This window comes from Geobacillus sp. ZGt-1, assembly GCF_001026865.1.
Taxonomy (GTDB): Bacteria; Bacillota; Bacilli; order Bacillales; family Anoxybacillaceae; genus Geobacillus; species Geobacillus thermoleovorans.
In genome coordinates this window covers 26,553-31,006 of the sequence record NZ_LDPD01000018.1, presented here as the reverse complement: position 1 = coordinate 31,006, position 4,454 = coordinate 26,553, and the positions used below count along the sequence as shown (strand labels likewise).

General features: G+C 52.1%; 4 protein-coding genes. 3 read left to right on the top strand and 1 reads right to left on the bottom strand.

Annotated elements, in window-relative coordinates; all coding sequences use genetic code 11:
• Positions 1 to 248: 248 nt before the first annotated feature.
• A complete protein-coding gene (locus VU18_RS07500) occupies positions 249 to 1,097 on the bottom strand; it encodes an MBL fold metallo-hydrolase (RefSeq protein ID WP_011231248.1) in 849 nt (282 codons plus the stop codon).
• Positions 1,098 to 1,243: 146 nt separating this feature from the next.
• Between VU18_RS07500 and VU18_RS07495 the strand changes: the two genes are divergently transcribed.
• The 3 genes from VU18_RS07495 to VU18_RS07485 all read left to right on the top strand — a co-directional run bounded on the left by VU18_RS07495 (position 1,244) and on the right by VU18_RS07485 (position 4,227).
• Positions 1,244 to 1,543, top strand: a complete 300-nt coding sequence (locus tag VU18_RS07495) for a phasin family protein (RefSeq protein ID WP_011231247.1) — start codon at positions 1,244 to 1,246, stop codon at positions 1,541 to 1,543.
• Between the two features lie 51 nt (positions 1,544 to 1,594).
• Complete coding sequence (locus VU18_RS07490; RefSeq protein ID WP_014195854.1) at positions 1,595 to 3,271, top strand: AarF/ABC1/UbiB kinase family protein; 1,677 nt, start codon at positions 1,595 to 1,597, stop codon at positions 3,269 to 3,271.
• Positions 3,272 to 3,636: 365 nt separating this feature from the next.
• The gene (locus VU18_RS07485; RefSeq protein ID WP_021322623.1) at positions 3,637 to 4,227 is read left to right on the top strand and encodes a CBO0543 family protein; all 591 of its coding nucleotides are present in this window, start codon (positions 3,637 to 3,639) and stop codon (positions 4,225 to 4,227) included.
• The last annotated feature ends 227 nt before the right edge of the window (positions 4,228 to 4,454 follow it).

The following is a 4,454-nucleotide window of genomic DNA, read 5'->3' as shown; positions in this document are numbered from 1 at the left end:
TCAAGTCCACTTAGGCCCATCACTTATGATGGACGACAAGAATGATTCTTGTCGTCTTTTTTGCGTTGTCGCTAAAGGCATAATGTGCTCTACCATCTCCATGGAGAATCCTCTGACTTTCACATGTCAACGAAAGGGTGCCCCCGTTCAGACACCCTCCCTTGGTTTTTACTTGAAAGTGGTTTTAGCAGAGAAACTTCCGCTTCAAACAAAACTAGAAGCCGTTCACGGAACGATAGTCCGTTTGCCTAATGGACGTACTTCCCATAATCAGGGGTAGCGATACGGTCAAAATCACGGGCGAGTTTTGTCAACCCTTCACGCAGCTCTTTGCCGGCGACAGGAGCACCGTGTCCGGTGATGGCGACTGACGGAAAGAGTGCGGCTAACTTGCGCACCGACTCGCGGGCGGCGCGCCAATCGATGGTATAATAGCGCGGCGGGCCGCTGATTTCGATTTGTTGGGTCAACACTTTATACAGTGAATCTTGGCGGACGGTGACGAACGCGTCGCCGGCGATTAAAGCGGCGTCGCGCGGCCGAAATAACGAAATGTGGCCTGGCGTGTGCCCCGGTGTGTGGATCCAGCGAAATTCCGGCAAGTGCGGAACGGTGCCGTCCGCAGGGAGCGGCTGGACGCGGTTGCCTAATTGAATCGGCTCGTTCGGAAAAAACGGCGAGATTTTGGCGATGAAGCCGCCCTCGACGGAAGCGTCAGGTTCAGGATAGCTCGCCTTTCCAGTCAAATACGGCAGTTCAGCCGGATGGGCATACACCGGGACATTCCAATGCTTGACAAGCTCAACAATCGCTCCAACGTGGTCAAAATGGCCGTGGGTTAAAACAATGGCTTGCGGGCGGCTGCCGCTGCCAAAGCGGTCTTCCACGACTGAAACAATGTCATCGGCTGATCCCGGCATGCCAGCGTCGACCAATACAAACGCGTGGTCGTCCGGGCGGCCGACAAGACAAATGTTCACGATTTGGATCGTATGGCAGTACAAATCGGGCAGCACGCTGACGCCGAGGCCGCTTGCTGCCGATGTCGCGTGAATAAAATGATAGTCTTCTCCGTAATGCAATGGTTCGTCGGCCATCAAACCCCTCCTTTGAATCGTTGTCCAACGATAGCATGCCGCATCGACCTGTCTCCTATACAAAAGAGCTGCCGTCTAGCTCGACATGGATCGCCAAAGAATGGTACAATAAGGAAAACACAATGGCACAAGGAGGCTACAAACGAATGAGCATTTTGAAGAAAGGATTGGCATTCGGGCTGGGATTGGCGATTGCAAGCAAAGAACAAGTGGAAAAAATCATTGACGAGTTAGTCAAAAAAGGGGAATTGTCGCTTGACGAATCGAAGGAAGTGATCGATCAATGGAAACAGCAGACCGAAGCGCGGAAAACGGAAGTGCAGCGGCTTGTACGCGAGCAAATCAAGCAGGTGATCGATAAACTCGACTTGGCGACGAAAGAAGACGTGCGGCAGCTCGAGGAGCGAATCCGCCGTCTTGAAGAAAAGGAACAAAGCGGGCAGTAAACCGATGCGGCCTGTCCGCTCGCTTTTTGCCGCCTTAGGAGAGATGTCTCGATGATCGGAAAACGGATGCGCCATATCGGAAGGTATCACGAAATCGCCGCCTCCTTGCTTCGGCACGGATTCGGGATGATCGTCGATGAGCTCGGCTTTTCGTCGTTTCTTTCGTTGCCGCCGCGATGGAGAGCGGAGCAAGGGAAAAAGGAAGGAAAAACGGTTGGGGAGCGGCTCCGCCTTGTGCTCGAGGAGCTCGGCCCGACGTTCGTGAAGCTCGGGCAAATTGCTAGCACACGGCCGGATTTGATTCCCGCTCCGATCATCAGTGAGCTCGAAAAGCTGCAAGACCAAGTTCCGCCGTTTCCGTTTGCCGATGTCCGCCGGATTGTCGAAGCGGAGTTTGGAAGTTCGCTGGAAACACTCTTTCGTTCATTTGAGGAAATGCCGCTCGCTGCCGCTTCGCTTGGACAAGTGCACCGGGCGGTTCTTCCTTCCGGACAGGCCGTGGCGGTGAAAGTGCAGCGCCCGCACATCGCTGCGCGGGTGGAGACGGATCTGGAAATTTTGCAAGATTTGGCCGTGCTGGCGGAACGCCGTCTCGATTGGGCGGCAACCTACCAATTGTCTGAGATCATCGATGAATTGGTGCGCTCATTGCGGCAGGAGCTGGATTATACAGTCGAGGCGCGCCATGCGGAACGGTTTGCACGGCAGTTTACCGGCGATTCGTCGGTGTATGTCCCGAGGGTGTTTTGGGATTATACGACGAAAACAGTGCTCACGATGGAATATGTCGAAGGGATCAAACTCGGGGAGATCGAGCGGTTGAAAGCGAACGGCCACTCCTTAAAAACGATCGCCGAGCGTTTGGCTGAAGCAACCTTTAAACAAATGTTTGAGCATGGATTTTTTCATGGCGACCCTCATCCTGGCAATGTATTTGTTCTTGACGATGGAACGCTTTCCTTCATTGACTTTGGCTTGATGGGCCGCCTTCGACCTCATGTCAAACATCATCTTTCTTCACTCATCATCGCCTTAATGCGGCAAAACACGGATGGGGTGTTGGGTGCGATTTACGGTTTAGGAATTGTTCCTGACGGAGTCGATGAAGGAAAATTGCGCGATGATATTGACGAGTTGCGGGAGAAATACTACCGCGTCCCGCTCGGTGAGATCAGTCTTGGGGAAGCCGTCGAGGATTTGCTTTCGGTGGCATTTCGCCATGGCATTCGCATCCCAAGCGATTTGACGCTGTTAGGGAAAGCGCTGTTGACGGTCGAAGGGGTCGTGGAGACGCTTGATCCGCAGTTTCGCATCATGGATGTGGCCGAACCGTTTGGGAGAAAGCTGATGAAAGAGCGTCTTCGGCCTGACCGTGTAGCGGAAACGGCGTGGAAACGGATTTTCGACTACGGTGAATGGCTGCTTCGCTTGCCGGACAGCGTAAAGGAATGGACGAAAATGATGCGGCATGGCAAGCTTCGGCTGGAAATCACGGCGCCTGATTTGGAAACGCTGCTAAAGAAGCTCGATCAGATTACGAACCGGCTGTCGTTTAGCATCGTTCTTCTTTCGCTGAGCATCGTCCTTGCCGGGCTGATGATCGCTTCCTCGCTCGGGCGGCCGTCGACGCTGCTGTGGAAGATTCCTGCTGTTGAAATCGGATTAGGCGCGTCCGCTTTTCTGTTCGGTTGGCTGCTTTACTCGATTTTTCGTTCGGGAAAATTTTAGCGTTTGTTGCGCAATGATTTCTTTTTTCGGAGATTCTTGAAAGTTTGATGCAGTCCGATCCATGAAAGGGGCTGACCCAAAAGGCGATCTCTCCTCAAGAAAGACACAATATATAGTGTGACAGAGAAGCGGCTGGTGCTTATATATAGCGATGAGAGAGGGTGTCCCAGTCCTTTTGGGACACCCCCTTTTTTCATCAATAATAATAAATTTGCACGAAGCACATTTGTTAAGCCATGCTAGACAGCTTGATGGGGTGGAAAGCCGGTGAGGGCGCCGGAATAAATTCCACACTTTGGATTATACTAACAGTGCTGTCTGAGACAGCGTTTAGGGAGTGGGAAATGGGTTAGGGAGGATCGATGATGACGTTTTCTCTTCCTGTTGTTTGGACGGTGGAACTGGCAGCGGTCATGTTGAGTATAGCGGGAAGTTTTTGGATCGCCAAACGGCATATACGGAGATATGCGGTTTTGTATGCATTCAGTGCGGTGACAGGCATCGTTCTTTGCCTTGCGTTTGTCTATGCAGGCTTTTACTCCTTCCCTGTTAAGCTCGTTCCTTATACACCGATTCCGCTCGTTGAAATGGCAACCGTCATTCCGTTTTTCGTTTTGTTTGGAGTCAAGTACAGTCCGGAAAGCTGGGCATGGAAGTTGCCGTTTTACTTTGCGATGGTGCAGTTGATTATGTTGTTCGAGTTGGTTGCTCTTGTATCGCCGCTCCCTCTGATTGATTATAAGGAACAGTGGGATGTGTGGGATTCATACACCGCCTGGTGGCTGTATTTGCTTTTCTTTGAGTGGATGGGCGGAAAAATCGTCCCCCAAAAAGCGCGCTCCCCGCTTGCGGCTTCCTCTTTCCGCTACGGCCGGTGGGGATGGATGATCGTCCATGCGATTGCCATGACTACCGTTTTTTTAGCTGGAGTGTACGCCGGGTGGAACATAAAATAACTGGCAGCAGGCCATCCATGTTCGGACAGCCAGCAAACAGAATGTCTGGATGCGGACGAGAAAGCGGATCGATGCGTAGGCGATGAATATGATGTTCAAGTTTGCGTCTGTTGTGGCCGGCCTAGGGTGTGTGGGCGCTGTGCAAAAAAGATCGATGATTTTTTCCTTTTTCTATTGGCTGGGCAGGATTTTGATCTGGCTGGAGCGAAACTATATAGATGCAACGA